We start from the raw sequence: 16,363 nt of genomic DNA, 5'->3' as shown, positions 1-16,363 counted from the left end.
TGCCGGAACGGGACGGAATGTCCCGGCAATTTGATGTATTTTTCAAGCCGCAAAGCTGATCGGCAGGCCAATCAGCCAGAGATGCAGCTTCCAGATGAACAGCCCCCACAGCACCAGACCGAGCACGATGGCATAAAGATCGTAACGTGCGGACACGAAGGGCTTGCGCGTCAAGAGCCCCGCCCGTTCACGCCGGGCAAGGGCAATCCGCAGGATGACGGCCCAGATCAGGATGCCGGCAAACAGGATCACCGACGCCGTTTCGCCATTGGCGAGCAGATGCGCGAACGCCCAGACTTTGACCGAGACCACCATCGGATGCTTCATCACACGGGCAATATGCCCGGGCGGAAAGAAGCTGGCCGACAGACAGATCATCGCAATCAGCATCAGAAGGATGGTGATATGCGCCATCCAGAACGGCGGCGCATAGAGAACGCCGGTGACCTGCCGGGCCTGACCGAACGACCAGACCATGAAGACAAAGGCGGCCAGTGCGGCGATCGAGAAAACCCCGCGCCAGCCCTTCTCGCCAAGCCGGTCGATCATCTGCTGGCGAAAAGCCGGTGCGAAGGCATGAATGAGATGCAGAAGCGTGAAAATCAGAACTGCAACGACGAGCATTGCCATGGAGAACCCCTCTTCCAAGGACCGGATATCTGGCGCTCACCCTATCGCAATGTCCCGAAAATCGAAATCGGTTTCCGGAAACGCCATGGGCAGAGCGGCTAGGGCGAAGCGCCGGTTTAAAAGCCGCCTGATACGATATCAGGGACCGGGCCGGGTTCTCGTCACCGAACTGGCCGGATCCTGACGGGGGGCCATGTATTGCTCCTGCTCGATCTCGGGCAGATCAATGCCTTCAATGGCGGCCTCGAAGGATCGCAGACGTTTGTGGATCGACAGAAGTTCGACGATCGTTGTCCAGGAATTCACCAGATACTGGAAGGAATTCGAAACCTGCCCGAAGGCGGTGGAAATCTGGTTGAAGATGCCGAGCGTGATCGTGCCGCTGACGATGGTCGGCACCAGGATCGCGGTTGAAAAGATATTATCGGCGTTGATGAAGAACGACCGGGCGAGATTGAAATAGGTGTAGTGGAAATAGAGCCGGAAATAATTTTTCCGGACATTGGTGAACAGCTCTTTCAGCGTCGGCGGATCGGCGCGGTTCTCATAGTCCTCGCCCAGCACCAGCTCCTTACGATAGGCGGCCTCGACGCGCTGGTTGCGGAATTCAAGACCCGGGAGCTTGATCCCGACGGCGGCCAGAAACACCGTACCGAACAGTGACCAGATGATTGCCGCGGTGAAGAGTGGCGCGGGTATGGAGCCGACGATCGGCAGCACCTTCACGTAGCTTGAAAGGGCAAACAGCACCGGCAGGAAGGCGATCAGCGTCATGACCGCATTGATCATCGACACGCCCAGTCCTTCCATGATGGTGGCGAAACGCATCGTGTCTTCCTGGATACGCTGGGAAGCGCCTTCGATATGGCGAACCTTGGGCCACAGGCTGACATAATAGTCATTCATCGCCGTGCGCCAGCGAAACACATAATGGCTGACGAAAAAGCGCTGGAAGGCAAAGACGGTGATGGCAACGGCGGCGATCTCGGCAAAAATCACGAACAGCGAATAGAAATCACCGACAGTCACACCTTGCTTGCCCTCAAAGGCCTTCTGCAGCATGTCACCGTAAAGCCGGTTCCAGTTGTTGAGCGCGACGGAAACCTGGACGGAAAAATAGGTGATGAAGATAATCAGCGACGAGCCCCAGATCGACCAGAGCTGCCAGCGGTGATTGCCGCCCATGAACCACCATGCGGCACCGAATGTCAGCGTGAAGAACGCATAATAGAGGTAGAACCAGACAAAATCCGCGGTCACGAAATAGCCGAGCCCTGCACGGTTCTGGTCGGCTGGCGAGAGCGCGAAACCGAGATTGATGCCGACCTGCTGGCCGATCGTGTACCATGAGACGACGCCGATCAGCGCCCAGATAACGGCCGATGAAAAAAGCAGATGCGGTTTCGGAAAGAACGACTGGAACAAGAAAACACCTTCTGAAAATGCTGCGTGCAGGGCGCGATTATACGCAACTGAACCAGTAATTCAGGCAAGAAGTAGTAGGTAAACATTAATATTTCGAAATGGTGGTTTCGGCAGAGCCTGCCACCCTCAGCGCTGACCGTCGGCCAGCGTCAGGATCAGCGGCCCGTTCCGTGTCGCAACCAGCGTGTGCTCGTATTGCACGGTCAAGGCCCGCGGCTGGCTGTAGAGGATCCACTCTTCGTCCTCTTCCTCCGCCCATTCCGCCCCGAGCGACAGGAAGGGTTCGATGGTGAAGACCTGACCCTCGGAGATCTGGCGCCGGTCGCTGCGATCCGGCCAGGTCGACAGCTCCGACGGCTCCTCATGCAGCGAGCGGCCGATACCGTGGCTGGCAAGGTTCTGAATCAGCGTATAGTGGTTTTTGCTGGCAAATTTGCCGATCGCGTCGCCGATCGCGCCGAAACGGGCACCCGGCTTGACCTGATTGATACCGACCCACATGGCTCGCCTGCCATCCCGGCAGAGCTTGGAGACCCGCGAGGAAACCGGAGGAACGGCAAAAGACGAGCCCGTATCGCCAAAGAAGCCGTTCTTTTCGCCCGAAACGTCGAGATTGACGAGATCGCCAGCGCCGATCACGCGATCACCCGGAATTCCGTGGGCGACTTCCTCGTTTACCGAAATGCAGGTCGCGCCAGGAAAGGCATAGCAGACCTCAGGCGCCGAGCGTGCATCGTGATCTTCCAGCACCTTGCGGCCGATCAGATCGAGTTCACGCGTGGTGATGCCGGGTTCCAGCGCCTCTGCCATGGTTTTCACAGCCAGCGCGCAGATCTGCCCGATCTCCTTCAGTGCCGCCAGTTCTGCTTCGGTTTCTACAATCATTTCAGCCCTTTCCAAACCCGGCAAAAGGATTCGCCAGGCCCTATGCCTTGTCGTCCGCCAGCATGTCGCGCACCATGGGCGCGGTCTTGGTGGCGAAAAGCTCGATCGCCCGCATCAGTTCGTCATGCGGCACGAGACCGACTGCCATCTGCAGCATGAAACGGTCAAGCCCGAAAATCCGGGCATGGGCGACGATCTTTTTCGCCAGACCTTCCGGATCCCCGACAAAGAGCGCACCCTCTGGCCCGGTCGAGGCATCGAATTGGGCGCGCGATGTCGGCCCCCAGCCACGCTCGCGGCCGAGCCTGTTCATCACGGCGGCCTGTGGTGCGTAGAAAATGTCACGCGCCCTGTCCGCGGTTTCAGCGACGAAGCCATGAACCGAGATCCCGCGCTTCAGGCTCTTTTGATCATGGCCCGCCTGTTCGGCAGCCCGGGCGTAAAGATCGAAAAGTGGCGCAAACCGGCGTGGCTGGCCGCCGAGGATGGCGATGATCAGCGGCAGGCCGAGAAAACCAGCCCGCGCCATGGATTGCGGCGTGCCGCCAGCCGCAATCCAGACCGGCAGCGGGTTCTGAACCGGACGCGGATAGATGCCCTGCCCGGTCAGGGGCGGCCGCGTTTGACCGGACCAGGTGACATGTTCATTGTCGCGGATCTTCAGCAGCAGATCGAGTTTTTCGGCATAAAGCTGATCGTAATCTTCCAGCGCATGGCCGAAGAGCGGAAAGGATTCGATGAAGGAACCGCGCCCGGCCATGATTTCGGCCCGGCCGCCGGAGATCAGATCGACGGAGGAAAACTGCTGGAACACCCGAACAGGATCGTCGGAAGACAGGATGGTGACCGCGCTGGTGAGCCTGATCTTTGTCGTCGTGGCCGCAGCGGCCGCCAGCACCGTTGCCGGTGACGACACGAGATAATCAACCCGGTGATGTTCGCCGACACCGAAGACATCAAGGCCGAGTTCGTCCGCAAGCCTGATCTCAGACAGCAGGTTCTTCATCCGCCGTTCTGCTTCCTGTCCGCGATCAATGCCGTCGGCGGGATCGACATCGGCAAAGGTGAAAATTCCAAGTTCCATGCTGGCTCCGCAGAATAGTATTTCTCTTGCACCACAATATCGTTCATGACTGACGGAATAGAAGAGGCAGATCGTGCCCGATCAGTGAACACTGTTTTCACGCAGACGGTCGGTTGCGATGCCGAAAAGCGCGCACACTGCCAGCAAAATAGCGCTTGAAACTTGGCATATGACTGTCGCATCGCAGATTGAAAGCGCCGCACAATGCGCTTAACGTGGAAGTGATACGCTTCTGTGAGAGAGCGGAGAATGGATTGAGGAGACATTCTGAATGGCACGCAGTGTAGTGATTACAGGTTCGACAAGCGGCATCGGGCTGGGCATCGCCGAAGGCTTTGCCAAGGCCGGCGATAATGTCGTGCTGAACGGCTTTGGTAAGGAGGAGGATATCAATCAGGCGGTCGCCCGCGTCGGCAGTCTCGGCGATGGCGCGGTGATCTACCATCCGGCCGACATGACCAAGCCGGAAGAGATTGCCGACCTGATCGCAACAGCGGAGCGCACGTTTGGCGGCCTTGATGTGCTGGTCAACAATGCCGGCATTCAATTTGTCAGCCCGGTTGAGGATTTCCCGACGGAAAAGTGGGATCAGATCATTGCCATCAACCTGTCGAGTTCGTTCCACACGATCCACCATGCCGTGCCGATCATGAAGAAGGCCGGCAAGGGACGGATCATCAATCTGGTTTCCGCGCATGGCCTTGTCGCCTCGCCCTTCAAATCGGCCTATGTCGCGGCCAAGCATGGCGTGATGGGACTGAGCAAGACGGTGGCGCTGGAACTGGCGACCTTCGGCATCACCTGCAATTCGATCTGCCCCGGCTATGTGCTGACGCCGCTGGTCGAAAAGCAGATCCCCGATACGGCCAAGGCGCGCGGCATCACCGAGGAAGAGGTCAAGCAGAATGTGCTGCTGGCCGCCCAGCCGACCAAGGAATTCGTCACCACGCAGGAGATTGCAGCCGCTGCGCTGTTTCTCGCCAGTGACGACGCAAAACAGATCACAGGCACGCATATTTCGATCGACGGAGGCTGGACGGCCCAATAGGCCGCCCGACCACCCTTAAGCAGGAAGTTTTGATGACGATCCGTTTCATACTCAATGACGAAGCCATAGCGCTGGAGACCCTGTCTCCAACCGAGACGCTACTCGACTTTCTCCGGCTGAAAAAGCGCATGACCGGCTCCAAGGAAGGCTGCGCGGAGGGCGATTGCGGTGCCTGCACCGTACTTGTCGGCCGGCTTTCGGGCGGCAGGCTGGTCTATGAGACGGTCAATTCCTGCATCCGCTTTGTCGCCTCGCTCAACGCCACCCATGTGGTGACGGTGGAGCATCTGGCGACAGGCGGTACATTGCATCCCGTGCAACAGGCCATGGTTGACATGCATGGCTCCCAATGCGGCTTCTGCACGCCGGGCATCGTCATGTCGCTTTATGCGCTGTGGATGGAAAACGAAAACCCCTCGCGGGCAGCCATCGAGAAGGCTTTGCAGGGCAATCTCTGTCGCTGCACCGGCTATGAGCCCATCGTCAAGGCAGCGGAGCGCGCCGCAGCCACCCGGCCGGACGCGGCATTCGATGCGATTGCCCGCGAGCGTGACAGCGTGATCACCGCGCTTGAAGCGCTGAAGCAGCACGAAACCATCACCATCGGCGATGGCAAGAGCCGCGCCATCCTTCCGGCAACACCGGACGATCTTGCCGCAGTGCTCGCCCGTGAGCCGGCGGCCACCATCGTCGCCGGTTCCACCGATGTCGGACTTTGGGTCACCAAGCAGATGCGGCCGCTCGATCCGGTGGTGTTCATCAATCATATCGACGCGCTGCAGACAATCAGCGACAGCGATGCGGAGATCACCATCGGCGCTGGCGTCACCTATTCTGAAGCCTTCCCGGTTCTGGCCAAGGCAATCCCGGCACTTGGCAGGCTGATCGACCGGATCGGCGGCCAGCAGGTGCGCAATATGGGCACGATCGGCGGCAATATTGCCAATGGTTCGCCGATCGGCGACACCCCGCCTGCCCTCATCGCGCTTGGTGCAACGGTGACGCTGGCATCGACCGAAGGCCGCCGCACATTGCCGCTTGAAGATTTCTTCATCGAATACGGCAAGCAGGACCGCGCCGCCGGCGAATTCGTTGAGGCGATCACCGTGCCGAAGCCCGCAACCGGCAGTCACTATGCGGTCTACAAGCTTTCCAAGCGCAGGGAGGAGGATATTTCCGCCCTTTGCGGTGCCTTCTTCGTCAGCCTTGCCGACGACAAAACGGTGAAAGAGGCCCGCATCGCCTTTGGCGGCATGGCCGGAACGCCGAAGCGGGCGAGCCATGTCGAGGCTGCCCTTGCCGGCAAGCCATGGACCGAGGAGATGATCGAGACCGTGCGCGCCGCCTTTGAAAGCGACTTCAGTCCGCTCTCCGACTGGCGCGCCACATCGGCCTATCGGATGCTGACGGCGAAGAACCTTCTGACCCGTTTCTTCCTCGAAACCACAGGCGAGCGCCAGGAACTCGTCCGCTTTGAAACCGCGGAGGTGTGAAATGGACAAGTCCGCCAATGACATGATCGTCAGCAAGACCCGCATCAGTGGCGCCATGCATGATCCGCGCCGGCATGATTCGGCCCACAAGCATGTGGCCGGCGCCGCCGAATATATCGACGACATCCCCGAACCCCAGGGGCTGCTCCATGTCGGCCTCGGCCTTTCGGACCGGCCGCATGCCGAGATCATCGACATGGATCTTTCCGCCGTTGAAAAGGCACAGGGTGTCGTCTGTGTCCTGACGGCGAAGGACCTGCCGGGCGTCAACGATATCTCGTCTGCCGGGATCGGCGATGAGCCGCTGTTTGCCGACACGAAAGTGGAATATCACAGCCAGATCATCTTTGCGGTTGTCGCCGAGACCCGTGCACTCGCGCGTTCGGCAGCACGGCTGGCGAAGATCACCTATCGCGATCTGCCCTTCTGGACCAATGTGCGCGACGCGATTGCTGCCGATGCGCCCAATGTCTGCACGCCGATGACGCTGCAGCGCGGCGATGTGAAAGAGGCGCTTGCCCGCGCAAAGCACCGCATCACGGCAGAAATGGAAATTGGCGGCCAGGAACATTTCTACCTGGAGAGCCAGATCTCCATGGCCATCCCCGGCGAAGACGACGAGGTTTCCGTCTGGGCCTCAACCCAGCATCCAAGCGAGATCCAGCATATTGTCGGCCATATCCTGCACATTCCCTCCCATGCCGTGACCGTGTTTCAGCGCCGCATGGGCGGTGGCTTCGGCGGCAAGGAAACGCAGGGCAACGCCTTTGCCGCGATTGCAGCGCTGGCTGCCAAAAAGCTCAACCGCGCCGTCAAGATCCGCCCGGATCGCGATGAAGACATGGCGATCACCGGCAAGCGCCACGACTTCGTGACATCCTATGATATCGGCTTTGACGAAAACGGCATGATCGAAGCGGTGGATGCGACCTTTGCCGCCCGCTGCGGCTTTTCCGCCGATCTGTCCGGACCGGTCACGGACCGGTCGCTGTTTCATGCGGATTCGTCCTATTATCTGCCGAATGTGCATCTGGTCTCCCGGCCGCTGAAAACCCATACCTGCTCCAACACCGCCTATCGCGGCTTTGGCGGACCGCAGGGCATGGTGCTTGGCGAAAGGCTGGTGGAAGAAATCGCCTATGCGCTCGGCAAGGATCCGCTCGATATCCGCAAGGCCAATTTCTACGGCCAGCCGGGTTCCGGCCGGGATGTGACGCCGTACTACCAGACGGTGGAGGACAACATCATCCTGCGCGTGGTCGAGGAGCTGGAACGCTCAAGCGATTACCGCGCCCGCCGTCAGGCAATCATCGATTTCAACAAGAAAAGCAGGGTGATCAAGAAGGGCATTGCCCTCACCCCGGTCAAATTCGGCATTTCCTTCACGCTGACCTCATCCAACCAGGCCGGCGCGCTGGTGCATGTCTATCAGGATGGCTCCGTGCAGCTCAATCATGGCGGCACGGAAATGGGTCAGGGACTGTACATCAAGGTCGCCCAGGTGGTCGCTGATGTGTTCCAGATCGACCTCGAACGGGTGAAGATCACCGCCACCACCACCGGCAAGGTGCCAAACACCGCACCGACTGCGGCCTCGTCCGGCGCCGATCTCAATGGGGCTGCCGCCTTCAACGCCGCAACCCAGATCAAGGACCGGCTGATCGCCTTTGCCGCCGAGACCTTCAAGGTGAAGCCGGAAGAGGTGGAATTCCTGCCGAACCGGGTGCGCATTGGCGATGAGGAAATCCCCTTCGGTGAACTTGCCAAACGCGCCTATGGCGGCCGGGTGCAGCTCTCGGCAGCGGGCTTTTACAAGACGCCGAAGATCCACTGGGACCGCGCGGCCGGTCGCGGACGCCCGTTCTTCTACTATGCTTACGGCGCCTCCTGCACCGAAGTTTCGATCGACACGCTGACCGGCGAATATCTGATGGAACGTGCCGATATCCTTCACGATGTCGGCCGCTCGCTCAATCCGGCAATCGATATCGGCCAGATCGAAGGCGGCTATATTCAGGGTCTCGGCTGGCTGACGACGGAAGAATTGTGGTGGGACAATAAGGGCCGGCTCAGAACCCATGCGCCCTCCACCTACAAGATCCCGCTGGCCTCGGACCGGCCGAAGGTCTTCAACGTCGCGCTCACCGATTTCTCGCCCAATATCGAGGAAACCATCGGCCGCTCCAAGGCCGTCGGCGAACCGCCCTTCATGCTGGCAATCTCCGCGCTCGAGGCGCTGGATATGGCCGTCGCCTCGGTGGCGGATTATGCCGCCTGCCCGCGGCTTGACGCCCCGGCAACGCCGGAGCGCGTGCTGATGGCGGTTGAACGGATGAAGGCGGTCCGGAGCGGACAATGATCACCGTCGATGGCCTTACGGCCTGGATTGCGCGTGAAGCGCCGGCGATGATGGTCAGCATCGCCGGTGTGAAAGGCTCGTCCCCGCGCGAACAGGGCGCCTATATGCTGGTGTCGGAAACCGGGCTTTTCGGCACGATCGGCGGCGGCCAGCTGGAGTTTCTCGCCATCGACCACGCCCGCAAGCTGCTGGGCGGGGCGGATGCAGAGCACCTGCTCGATATTCCGCTCGGGCCCGAGATCGGCCAGTGCTGCGGCGGACGGATTGCGCTTTCCTTTGCCGCTGTCGATGAGGCGGCCATCAACAGCCTTGTCGCACAGGCACGGGCCGAAACAGCTGGCAATCCGCATGTGGCCATTTTCGGCGGCGGCCATGTCGGTGCAGCCCTTGCCACAGCGCTGGCGCCGCTGCCGATGAATGTCCGCCTCGTCGAAACCCGTGCGGAAACACTGAAGGGCCTGCCTGATGCGGTAACGCCACGTCTCGTTGCCGTGCCGGAGGCCGAGATTGCTGCCCTGCCCCCCGGCAGCGCCGTCGTCATCCTCACCCATGACCATGCGCTGGATTTTCTGATTGCGGTTGAAGCCCTCAAACGCGGTGATCTTGCCTATTGCGGCATGGTCGGCTCGAAAACCAAGCGCGCCACCTTTGTGAGCCACGCCCGGGAGGCGGGCCTGTCCGACGCTTCTGTCGCAAATCTGGTGCTGCCAATCGGCGGCGCCGTCGTCAGGGACAAGCGGCCGGAGGTGATCGCCGCCATGGTCGCGGCTGAACTTTTGACAGTTTTTTCTGCAGCTTCCTGAGGCATTCTGCCCGAAGACAAGGCATTCACGCGCTCCACTTCCGTCAATTGCAGGCCAACGTAAAACAGAGCTTTTTTTCTCCGACGAAATTGCGCAAGATCACAATAAGTTCATATTCGGGGGAACGATTGAATGTTTGAACTGGCGATCATCTGGGAGTGGGCGCAATTTGCGGTGCGATGGCTGCATGTCATCACCGCCATTGCTTGGATCGGCTCGTCCTTCTACTTCATTGCTCTGGATCTGGGGCTGGTAAAGCGCCCGTATCATCCACCGGCGGTATCCGGCGAGGAATGGCAGGTCCATGCCGGCGGCTTCTACCATATCCAGAAATACAATGTCGCGCCCGAGCACATGCCGGATCATCTGATCTGGTTCAAGTGGGAAAGCTACATGACCTGGGTATCGGGCTTCCTGATGCTCTGCCTTCTCTACTATGGCGGCGCCGACCTCTTTCTGGTCAATCGCGAGGCTCTCGATGTTTCCGCGCCGGTCTCGATCCTGATTTCGCTGGCCTCGCTGTCAATCGGCTGGCTGGTCTACGACCAGTTGTGCAAGTCGCCGATCGGCAAGCATACGGTCGGGCTGATGCTGCTGCTCTATGTGCTGCTGGTCTGCATGGCCTATGGCTACACCCATATCTTCACCGGCCGTGCCGCCTTCCTGCATATGGGCGCCTTCACCGCGACCATCATGACCGCGAATGTGTTCTTCATCATCATCCCGAACCAGAAGATCGTCGTCGCCGACCTGCGCGCCGGACGTACGCCCGATCCGAAATATGGCAAGATCGCCAAGCAGCGCTCGACGCATAATAATTACCTCACCCTGCCGGTGCTGTTCTTCATGCTGTCGAATCACTATCCGCTGGCTTTTGCGACCTCGTTCAACTGGGTGATTGCTTCGCTGGTCTTCCTGATGGGCGTGACCATCCGGCATTATTTCAACACCATGCATGCCCGCAAGGGCCAGCCAAACTGGACCTGGGCGCTGACGGCGATCATCTTCATCGCCATCATGTGGCTGTCGACGTCGCCACGCATCTTGAAGCCGGAAGACCCGAACATGGCAGTGGCACCGGCTTTCGAGAAATTTGCGGTTGATCCGCACTTTGCCGACGCCAAGGAAATCGTCTCGTCGCGCTGCTCCATGTGCCATGCGGCCGAACCGGTCTGGGAAGGCATCCACCGCCCGCCGCTCAATGTTCAGCTGGAAAATGATGCGGAGATCGCAGCACGCGCCAGCCAGATCTACTTGCAGGCCGGGCGCAGCCATGCCATGCCTCCGGGCAATGTGACCGACATGACGCCACAAGAGCGTGCCACACTGGTCGCCTGGTACCAATCAAGCATCGGAGCGAAATCAAAAGAATGACGAAAACACGCCTTCTGCGCGGCCGGCTCTTGTCCTTCCACCGCCGGCCGGAAACGCTCGCCGACACAGATGCCTATTTCTACGAAGAAGATGGCGGCCTCCTCATTCAGGGAGGCCGTATTCTTGCTGCCGGACCTTTTGAAACGGTGCGGCAAGAGGCATCCGGCGATCCGGAGATCATCGATCACCGTCCGCATCTGATCATGCCCGGTTTCATCGACGCCCATCTGCATTTCCCGCAGATGCAGGTGATCGGCTCCTACGCTGCCAATCTTCTGGAATGGCTCAACACCTATACATTCGTGGAAGAACAGCGCTTTGCCGATGAAGCGCATGCCGCCCGCATCGCCACGCATTTCTTCGATGAGATGGTGCGCCATGGCACCACCACGCCGGTAGCCTACTGCTCGGTCCACAAGGTCTCCGCCGATGCCTATTTTGCCGAAGCGGCAAAGCGGAATGTCCTGGCACTGGGCGGCAAGGTGATGATGGACCGCAATGCCCCGGATGCGCTGACCGACACGGCGCAGCAGGGCTATGACGAGACGAAAGAGGTCATCGCCGGCTGGCACGGCAAGGGGCGCAACCATGTCGTCATCTCGCCGCGCTTTGCCATCACCTCGACGCCAGAGCAGATGGAAGCCGCAAGGACGCTCGCCGCCGAGCACCCTCATCTTCACATCCAGACCCATCTTTCGGAAAATCTGGCCGAAATTGATTTCGCCTGCTCGCTCTACCCCGAAGCGGTCGATTATACCGACATCTATGCCCGCTATGGCCTGCTCGGGGAAAAGACCCTGCTCGGCCACGCCATTCATTTGAGCGAACGCGAACGTGACGCGATTTCGGAAGCGGGTGCCGTTGCCGTTCACTGCCCGACATCGAACCTGTTCCTCGGCTCGGGCCTGTTTGCCTTCCGCGCATGCGAAGACCGGGCCAAGCCGCTTCGCATTGCCGTTGCCACCGATGTCGGCGGCGGCTCCTCCTATTCCATGCTGCAGACCATGGATGAGGCTTACAAGATACAGCAGCTCAGATCGCAGCGCCTCGATCCGCTGACCAGTTTCTATTACCTGACCCGCGGCAATGCCGAAGCACTGTCGCTGTCGGACCGGATCGGTGCGCTTGATCCCGGTCTTGATGCCGATCTCGTGGTGCTTGACGCAAGGGCAACACCCGCCATGGCCCTGAAACACGAGGTTGTCTCGACATTGGCCGAGGAGCTGTTCCTGCTGCAGACGCTTGGCGATGATCGCGCCATCGCCGAGACCTATATTGCCGGTGAACCGGCCAAGTCCTTGCTTTAGCTATCCGAAGGGCGCATGACGAATATCAATCCCCGACCACAGGCGAATGGCCGGGGATGTGATCCTACTTGGCATCTTTTCACCCATATGTGATAAGGCTATTTATATTTGGAGGAGAGATCATCATGTTTTCCGAGCCGCTGACAATTGCAGACCTGAAACGCCGGGCAAAATGGCGTGTGCCGAAGATGTTCTTCGACTATGCCGACAGCGGCGCCTGGACGGAAAGCACCTACCGGGCCAATGAGAGCGATTTTTCAAAGATCAAGCTGCGCCAGCGCGTTCTGGTGGACATGACCAATCGGTCGCTGGCCTCGACCATGATCGGCGAGAATGTGTCGATGCCGGTTGCCATTGCACCGACCGGGCTTTGCGGCATGCAGCATGCCGATGGCGAAATCCTTGCGGCTCAGGCAGCGGAAGAATTCGGCATTCCCTTCACCCTTTCGACCATGAGTGTCTGCTCGATCGAGGATGTGGCGGAAAATACGACTAAGCCTTTCTGGTTCCAGCTCTATGTGATGAAGGACCGCGATTTCATTGCCAGCCTGATCGACCGGGCCAAGGCCGCCAAATGTTCCGCGCTCGTGCTCACGCTCGATCTGCAGATCCTCGGCCAGCGTCACAAGGATATTCTCAACGGTCTTTCGACACCGCCGAAATTCACGCCGAAACATCTCTGGCAGGTCGGCACGCGGCCCTTCTGGGCGCTGGAAATGCTCCAGACCAAACGCCGGACCTTCCGCAATATTGCCGGCCACGCAAAGGGCGTCTCAGATCTTTCCTCGCTCTCGGCCTGGACCTCGGAACAGTTCGACCCCAAGCTCTCCTGGGCCGATGTCGACTGGATCAAGGAACGCTGGGGCGGCAAGCTGATCCTCAAGGGCATTCTCGATGCCGAGGACGCGAAAATGGCGGCAAAGACCGGCGCCGATGCCATCATCGTTTCCAATCATGGTGGCCGCCAGCTCGATGGCGCGCGTTCCTCGATCTCCGTCCTGCCTGAAATTGTCGATGCCGTCGGCGGCGAGATTGAAATCCATATGGATGGCGGCATTCGCTCCGGCCAGGATGTGCTGAAGGCCCGCGCGCTTGGCGCGCAAGGTGTCTTCATCGGCCGCCCTTTCCTTTATGGACTCGGTGCCATGGGCAAGCCCGGCGTCACCAAGGCTCTGGACATCATTCGCAAGGAACTCGACATCACCATGGCGCTGTGCGGCAAGCGTGACATCGAAACGATCGACCGCGATATTATTGCGAAGCTGGATTTCTGAGAAATCAGTCGATTGGAACATCGGGCGAAAAGCGGGTTGCCGGTCTTTCGATGACACGAAGCGGAATTGGAAAAGGCTGGATCATCGGACGCTTCAGATGAAGCGCCCGATGATCCAAAGCGCGGTGCAACCGAATGGATGCACCGCGCTTTGGACAAGTCTTACATTCCCGTGGGCCATGGCTGAATTGCAGCTGCAGGCGCTGGAGGCACATTGTCCGCCGGACCTGTTCCGGAGTGGTACTGCTGAGGCGCAAGGCCGACGTCTGAATAGAGCATTCCGACGTGCATATGCCCGGCAAATTGGTCGGGCACGGTCCCGTACATTTGCATCATCGCCTGCTCGTAAGTGGGCGGAGCATCGGTTCCCCTGGATGGTCCCGGTTGCGCGGGAGTCGGCAATGGCACAGCAGCGCCTTGGCTCGCGACCGTCGCGGACGGACCGGGATTGCTGCTGCCGGCCCGGGCCTGCCTTTCCCGCGCACCCCGTATCCATTTGAGCCAATTCAGTTGCCGCTTGCATTCAGCCATGATCCCCTGCTCATCCAAATTCTGCATTACGGTCAGAACGTGCCCGCTGCCAGTTTTCTGGCATTCGCGAATAAAGACCTTTTTGCCCGTGCGCCAGAACGTCCTATCGATATGGTCGTGCAAGTCGCGTTCGACATCAGTCTCGCGCAGGCTTTGCGCCTGAGATTCTGCGCGCCCTGGATCGCGCTGGCCTGCAAACACCTGCCGCCGGTCATCGCGATCCGCATGCAAGGCCGAGGGGTTAGGGTAAGGCGCGGGCGTGTCCACTCTGACGGTTTTCCTCACGGACGCTGAAGATTTACCGCGCTTGCGTGTTTGCGAATGCGGCGCAGATTCACTCTGCGCCGGCACCGCGCGGGAACCATCGACGGATATCCGGGCTGGATCAACAGGCATGCAGCCTCCCCCTTCTTTCTGAGAACACGTAAGGAAGCTAGATCAGGAAAGCTGCGTTACAAATTCAGAAAAATCGATAACAGTGCCGAACCGGCGCAGGCTGCGGAGCCAACAGCCTATGCCACGAACCCCGTCGCCAGAGCCGATGGCCAGTCCTGAAGCCCGCTCTCTGTCGCCAGCGCCACCACGCGCGTGGTATCGTAGCGCACTTGGTAAAAACTCGGCATCCATCCCGACACCCGTTTCTCGATGATCGCATAGCAGGCGAACGGCGTTGCCGTTTCAAGCTTGTGATAGAAGGGGACGTCGTAGTCGAAACCGGGACAGCCAACGCTGCCGGGATTGACGATCAGCCGGCCGTCGGCGAGCATCACGGAGCGGGCAATGTGTGAATGACCGCACAGCATCAGCGGATAGTCTGTGCCTTGTGCATAGGCCTCGATTTCAGCGCGCGGTCGCAGTGTGAAGGAGCCGCTCTCATGCAGCGCCTCGGTCCACATGATATTGTCATCGCCGGGTGTCGCATGGCACATGAAGACTTCGTCTGCCACCACCCGCGTCACCGGCAGGCTCCGCACCCAGTCGAGCTGCTCGGGAGAAAGCTGGCGGAAGGCCGGCTCCTCCCAGTCACCCATCTCTTCGAAAGCACGGTCGATCAGCGCCCGGTCATGATTGCCACGCACAGTCGGCAGATCAAGCGTCATCAGCCGTTCAGCGGTCGCGCCGGCCTGCAGCGGACCAGACAGGCAATCACCGAGATTGACGATGAGGTCGGCGTCGCGCCGGGCGATATCGTCCAGAACGGCCTCCAGGGCATCGCAATTGCCGTGAATATCGGCGATGACAGCTATCCGCATGGTCACGCTCCTTGTCTTGTCAGTGCGGTTAAAAGAACAGAGGTCAGCTACCGCGATAGGTCGAGTAGCCATGGGCCGAGAGGAGCAGCGGCACATGATAATGCGCCGTCACGTCGGCGATCGCAAAGCGGATCGGGATATCTTCCAGGAAGGCCGGTTCCGACATGGCGGCCCCGGTACGGCGCAGATAATCACCGACATGAAAGACCAGTTCATACTGTCCGGTCTCGATCTCGTGAATGCTGAGGATCGGGCCGCCGTCGATACGGCCGTCATCATTGGTATAGACGGTCTTGAGGAACTGGCGGCCATCCTTGCCGATGCGGTAAAGATCGATCTTGAGCGCATCCGCCGGCTGGCCGAGCGCGGTGTCAAGAACATGTGTCGTCAGGCCGGTCACTTGGGCTCCTCCTCAATCACGAACAGAGCGGGATAGAAATACTCTTCCAGATTGTTACCCGGCCCGGCACGATCCACAACCAGAAAATCGCTGGTTTCGTAAAGTGCCATCAGCGGATGATGCCAGACATTGGCGCGGTAGTTCACCCCCTCGCCCGGCCGCGCCAGAAAGGCGCGCGGCTTGCCCGGCGTTCCACCCATATCCTCGGCGACGATCACCAGAAAGGGCCGGCCTGACAGCGGCGAGAAGCTCTGACTGCCGTCGGGATGGCGTTCCATCAGGTCGACATGATAGGGAAAACTGCGTGCCTCACCGCGAAAGATGCTGATGATCACCTCCGCATCCAGTCCCCTGGCCTCGGCTTTTGCCAGACCATGAAACCGGGTCGTCGTGCCGCCATTGATCATCCGGATGGTGGACGGATCAGCGAAGATCACCGATCCGAACGGAGCAAATGCCTCTGGCGTCAGCGGCTCGACCCTGACCGGAATGCTCATG

The 16,363-nt window shown here is 59.7% G+C and carries 15 protein-coding genes; 7 read left to right on the top strand and 8 right to left on the bottom strand.

What is annotated here, in order from left to right; genetic code table 11:
- Positions 1-42: 42 nt before the first annotated feature.
- The 4 genes from HCK86_RS15540 to HCK86_RS15525 form a co-directional block, all read right to left on the bottom strand.
- On the bottom strand, positions 43-630 hold the full coding sequence (locus tag HCK86_RS15540; protein ID WP_176085398.1) for an NnrU family protein: 588 nt from the start codon (positions 628-630) through the stop codon (positions 43-45).
- Between the two features lie 138 nt (positions 631-768).
- A complete protein-coding gene (gene sbmA, locus HCK86_RS15535) occupies positions 769-2,055 on the bottom strand; it encodes a peptide antibiotic transporter SbmA (RefSeq protein WP_176085397.1) in 1,287 nt (428 codons plus the stop codon).
- 126 nt (positions 2,056-2,181) lie between these two features.
- Complete coding sequence (gene map / locus HCK86_RS15530; RefSeq protein ID WP_176085396.1) at positions 2,182-2,940, bottom strand: type I methionyl aminopeptidase; 759 nt, start codon at positions 2,938-2,940, stop codon at positions 2,182-2,184.
- Positions 2,941-2,980: 40 nt separating this feature from the next.
- On the bottom strand, positions 2,981-4,024 hold the full coding sequence (locus HCK86_RS15525; RefSeq protein ID WP_176085395.1) for an LLM class flavin-dependent oxidoreductase: 1,044 nt from the start codon (positions 4,022-4,024) through the stop codon (positions 2,981-2,983).
- 271 nt (positions 4,025-4,295) lie between these two features.
- Here HCK86_RS15525 and HCK86_RS15520 point away from each other — a divergent pair, with 271 nt between their 5' ends.
- The 7 genes from HCK86_RS15520 (at position 4,296) to HCK86_RS15490 (ending at position 13,682) form a co-directional block, all read left to right on the top strand.
- On the top strand, positions 4,296-5,072 hold the full coding sequence (locus HCK86_RS15520) for a 3-hydroxybutyrate dehydrogenase (protein WP_176085394.1): 777 nt from the start codon (positions 4,296-4,298) through the stop codon (positions 5,070-5,072).
- A 32-nt stretch (positions 5,073-5,104) separates the two neighbouring features.
- Positions 5,105-6,565 (top strand): xanthine dehydrogenase small subunit, encoded by a 1,461-nt coding sequence (gene xdhA / locus HCK86_RS15515; protein ID WP_176085393.1) that lies wholly within the window; start codon positions 5,105-5,107, stop codon positions 6,563-6,565.
- A gap of 1 nt (position 6,566) precedes the next feature.
- On the top strand, positions 6,567-8,924 hold the full coding sequence (gene xdhB, locus HCK86_RS15510; RefSeq protein ID WP_176085392.1) for a xanthine dehydrogenase molybdopterin binding subunit: 2,358 nt from the start codon (positions 6,567-6,569) through the stop codon (positions 8,922-8,924).
- Positions 8,921-9,727 carry a xanthine dehydrogenase accessory protein XdhC gene (xdhC, locus tag HCK86_RS15505; protein ID WP_176085391.1) on the top strand — a complete coding sequence of 269 codons (807 nt, stop codon included), beginning with the start codon at positions 8,921-8,923 and terminating at the stop codon, positions 9,725-9,727. The genes xdhB and xdhC overlap by 4 nt, the downstream gene beginning before the upstream one ends.
- Before the next feature lie 132 nt (positions 9,728-9,859).
- Positions 9,860-11,101 (top strand): urate hydroxylase PuuD, encoded by a 1,242-nt coding sequence (locus HCK86_RS15500; RefSeq protein WP_176085390.1) that lies wholly within the window; start codon positions 9,860-9,862, stop codon positions 11,099-11,101.
- On the top strand, positions 11,098-12,408 hold the full coding sequence (gene guaD / locus HCK86_RS15495; RefSeq protein WP_176085389.1) for a guanine deaminase: 1,311 nt from the start codon (positions 11,098-11,100) through the stop codon (positions 12,406-12,408). Before HCK86_RS15500 ends, guaD begins: the two co-directional genes overlap by 4 nt.
- 125 nt (positions 12,409-12,533) lie before the next feature.
- Positions 12,534-13,682: an alpha-hydroxy acid oxidase gene (locus tag HCK86_RS15490; protein ID WP_176085388.1), complete on the top strand. Its 1,149-nt coding sequence runs from the start codon at positions 12,534-12,536 to the stop codon at positions 13,680-13,682.
- A gap of 161 nt (positions 13,683-13,843) precedes the next feature.
- On the opposite strand, the gene HCK86_RS15485 is transcribed toward HCK86_RS15490, so the two are convergent.
- From HCK86_RS15485 to HCK86_RS15470, 4 genes are all read right to left on the bottom strand, one after another.
- Positions 13,844-14,608, bottom strand: a complete 765-nt coding sequence (locus HCK86_RS15485; RefSeq protein ID WP_176085387.1) for a hypothetical protein — start codon at positions 14,606-14,608, stop codon at positions 13,844-13,846.
- Between the two features lie 116 nt (positions 14,609-14,724).
- On the bottom strand, positions 14,725-15,465 hold the full coding sequence (locus HCK86_RS15480) for a metallophosphoesterase family protein (RefSeq protein WP_176085386.1): 741 nt from the start codon (positions 15,463-15,465) through the stop codon (positions 14,725-14,727).
- 43 nt (positions 15,466-15,508) lie between these two features.
- Positions 15,509-15,865: a hydroxyisourate hydrolase gene (gene uraH / locus HCK86_RS15475; RefSeq protein WP_176085385.1), complete on the bottom strand. Its 357-nt coding sequence runs from the start codon at positions 15,863-15,865 to the stop codon at positions 15,509-15,511.
- Positions 15,862-16,362, bottom strand: coding sequence for an ureidoglycolate lyase (locus HCK86_RS15470; RefSeq protein WP_176085384.1), 501 nt, complete (start codon positions 16,360-16,362; stop codon positions 15,862-15,864). The genes uraH and HCK86_RS15470 overlap by 4 nt, the downstream gene beginning before the upstream one ends.
- Position 16,363 lies beyond the last annotated feature (1 nt).

The organism is Martelella sp. HB161492 (genome assembly GCF_013184775.1).
Lineage (GTDB): Bacteria > Pseudomonadota > Alphaproteobacteria > Rhizobiales > Rhizobiaceae > Martelella.
The sequence above is the reverse complement of the archived record's forward strand: the minus strand, read 5'-3'. Positions and strand labels throughout refer to the sequence as shown.

Coding starts and splice junctions, on each gene's coding strand:
- HCK86_RS15540 (WP_176085398.1), bottom strand. CDS start 630: ATGGCAATGCTCGTCGTTGCAGTTCTGATTTTCACGCTTCTGCATCTC.
- map (WP_176085396.1), bottom strand. CDS start 2,940: ATGATTGTAGAAACCGAAGCAGAACTGGCGGCACTGAAGGAGATCGGG.
- HCK86_RS15525 (WP_176085395.1), bottom strand. CDS start 4,024: ATGGAACTTGGAATTTTCACCTTTGCCGATGTCGATCCCGCCGACGGC.
- HCK86_RS15520 (WP_176085394.1), top strand. CDS start 4,296: ATGGCACGCAGTGTAGTGATTACAGGTTCGACAAGCGGCATCGGGCTG.
- xdhA (WP_176085393.1), top strand. CDS start 5,105: ATGACGATCCGTTTCATACTCAATGACGAAGCCATAGCGCTGGAGACC.
- xdhB (WP_176085392.1), top strand. CDS start 6,567: ATGGACAAGTCCGCCAATGACATGATCGTCAGCAAGACCCGCATCAGT.
- xdhC (WP_176085391.1), top strand. CDS start 8,921: ATGATCACCGTCGATGGCCTTACGGCCTGGATTGCGCGTGAAGCGCCG.
- HCK86_RS15500 (WP_176085390.1), top strand. CDS start 9,860: ATGTTTGAACTGGCGATCATCTGGGAGTGGGCGCAATTTGCGGTGCGA.
- guaD (WP_176085389.1), top strand. CDS start 11,098: ATGACGAAAACACGCCTTCTGCGCGGCCGGCTCTTGTCCTTCCACCGC.
- HCK86_RS15490 (WP_176085388.1), top strand. CDS start 12,534: ATGTTTTCCGAGCCGCTGACAATTGCAGACCTGAAACGCCGGGCAAAA.
- HCK86_RS15485 (WP_176085387.1), bottom strand. CDS start 14,608: ATGCCTGTTGATCCAGCCCGGATATCCGTCGATGGTTCCCGCGCGGTG.
- HCK86_RS15480 (WP_176085386.1), bottom strand. CDS start 15,465: ATGCGGATAGCTGTCATCGCCGATATTCACGGCAATTGCGATGCCCTG.
- HCK86_RS15470 (WP_176085384.1), bottom strand. CDS start 16,362: ATGAGCATTCCGGTCAGGGTCGAGCCGCTGACGCCAGAGGCATTTGCT.